Origin of the sequence: Oligoflexus sp. (assembly GCF_035638955.1) — a bacterium.
In the GTDB taxonomy this organism is placed as follows: Bacteria; Bdellovibrionota_B; Oligoflexia; order Oligoflexales; family Oligoflexaceae; genus Oligoflexus.
The window spans coordinates 1-2407 of sequence record NZ_DASQYZ010000240.1; the positions used below are offsets into that span (position 1 = coordinate 1).

The 2407-nt window shown below is 46.2% G+C and carries 2 protein-coding genes; both read right to left on the bottom strand.

Translation table 11 applies throughout. The features are described 5' to 3' along the window. Positions 1-85: 85 nt before the first annotated feature. A complete protein-coding gene (locus tag VE954_RS22245) occupies positions 86-367 on the bottom strand; it encodes a hypothetical protein (protein WP_324956893.1) in 282 nt (93 codons plus the stop codon). A gap of 416 nt (positions 368-783) precedes the next feature. Then, positions 784-1968, bottom strand: a complete 1185-nt coding sequence (locus tag VE954_RS22250) for a M48 family metalloprotease (protein ID WP_324956895.1) — start codon at positions 1966-1968, stop codon at positions 784-786. Positions 1969-2407: the final 439 nt, after the last annotated feature.

Consider the following 2407-nt stretch of genomic DNA (forward strand, 5'->3'; position numbering starts at 1 on the left):
CAGGTAATGATTCAGAATTACCAATGCTTTCAAGCTTCTTTGCCTTCGCCGATTCGGACATGATGAAACCTCATTTCCGCCACTTTTACTTCACTAAATTATCGGTAAAAGCTGTCTCGAACTTGCCTGGCACATAGGGCACAGCCCAGAAGGTCGCAGGTTTTGTGTCCGTTGAAGTGAAGTTAATATCTTTAATATTGCCTTCGACTTTACCAGTAGTGACGAAAGTTTTGCCATTATCAACGCTCATCAAGACGATGTTGTCGCCTCCAATATAGACGACATTGTTGACCGCGGCGACTCGAGTAAGGTTGCTGGTCGTGCCAACATCTTTTTGAGTCCACGTATGGCCCTCATCTGCGGACACGATAACCGTCCCGCCGTCCCCAACCGCAATAATTCCAGTGTCTGAAATATTGAGCACGCTGTTGAGGTTAGCCGTCTTCCGGGGCCCTGCTTTATAGCCAGGGCCCCGGAAAGAATGACTATAAAATAAGCGGCCAGTTAAAATTATTGGGAAATTTCAGAATTACGGCTTTCGTGAAAGCCTTGATAATCAAGGGTCTGCTGAAATTACAGGCATACTTTCCGGGACCCTGCTTTATAGCCTTGTGATAACGACTCGTGCGAACGACATCGAGCCTTATGATACCCGAACCGTATCTTCACCGACCTTCCAAGGTTCTTCCGCCGATGACATCGAGGCTCTTGTGCCTTGGAACGTTTAACCTTGTCATGGCTAACCCATGACACTGGGCATGACCAGACGCTTTCCCAGTGCCTCTATTGTAACTTTTGTTTGATACCGTTCAGTCGGCCAGGAAAAAGATCAACAGTGGTATTTGTTTTGTAGTAGCTGTCGTATTCTTTCGCATGCCGATCTTTTTCAGCCTTCTTCACATCATAGATGCGCCAGCAGTTCGCGGGGTGAGAGCTTAACCCGCGGTCAGGGATTTGATTCGCTTCCAATTTGTTTTCACATTCTTTCAAACTTGGGATGCCACCCTTACTCTTGATCAGATGAGAAAAGAGATCTGTAAAGTGGTCCGGTTTGAAGCCAGACTTAACATAGAGCTCAAAGCCGACTTCATCAGCTTCCTGTTCACTCCAGTTAGCAAGTTCTTCCGGAGTCGCGCCTTTGGCCTTTCTCTTCGCAAGAAGACTATCGGTCAATGAACGGATTGCCTCGTTTTGCCGGAAAACTGAAAGGAACAAGTCTTGGACTTGCTTCACTTCCGCAGCGGTATACGGATTGGGGACTTTAGCGGATCCTAAAGCTGGATCAGACAGTTCCATGACAAGTACGAAATAGTTCGTGTAGGCATCCAATAAGGCGCTATAAGCTTCTCCGACACTTTCAAGTTTGATGACTTTATCGGCAGAGGATTTGAGTGCGCTATTATCGGAAGTCGGCCTTTTCTTAAACAAAGCTCTTAGAACGACCATGCCGTCTTTTGCGGTTTTTTGGGAGGCAACGGTCTTGCTATCAATTTGCGATTGCAGGGATTTTATTTCAGGGTCGGTGCTGAACAAATCATCAATGGCTCTCAGTCCATGGGCCATAGTTAAGTGCGCGAGTTCATGGGACATAATTGCAGCAACAGCGGCATCATTATCCAGCGCCTGGAATATGCCCACATTAAATTCAATTTTGCCATTCTTTGAGGCACTGGCATTTTTCTCTTTTGAAGGATTCACTTCGATACAATACTTGTCGGCACTGAAGCGACCTGAAAAGGTCTTCGGGTTGCTTTTGGTGATGTGCATCATAATGGCTTTTAAATATTCACGCAGTTCCGGATAGTTTGTTTTTTGTTCAATGCAGTTGCCAAGATCGGCATTAGGGAATGCGTGCGAGGTGACCCCATAAATGTGCTTGACCTCCGAATTGGGTGACTCTGCACAAGACGGGAACATTGCGAAGGTAGCCGTGACAACCGCGAGACGAAACACGATCAGGTTTTTCATGAGTAATGCCTCCGTTTAAGCCTACGTGTTGCAAAGCCTGAGCCGTGGTTAATTTGAAGAAAGTGTCTGGGAGAATTGAGGCGATTTTAGGGGCTTACAAGGATAAAGCAGAACTCATGGTGCGAGTATGAATTTATGCTGTGTCTTTGAAAATCTTATGATAGAAGGCGGAATCATCGGAAACTGATCGCTTTTTTCCTAAGAGAGTATGGAACATCGTGCTTTTCTATGAAAGAATGCCGACGGCTCCTTTCAAGATCCGAATATTTAAGCGGAATCAGTCAATAGTGTGGGAATGGGCTCTGTCGCAAACATTTCCAAGGTCGAAGTGAGTTTCTGAAGGGATCATTCCCCGGACGCAATTATCCTGCGAGGGCGTAAAATTGCTCGAATGGAGTGGAGCCCGGGATATCAAGCTGGCCTTTTTTGATCATGGCCA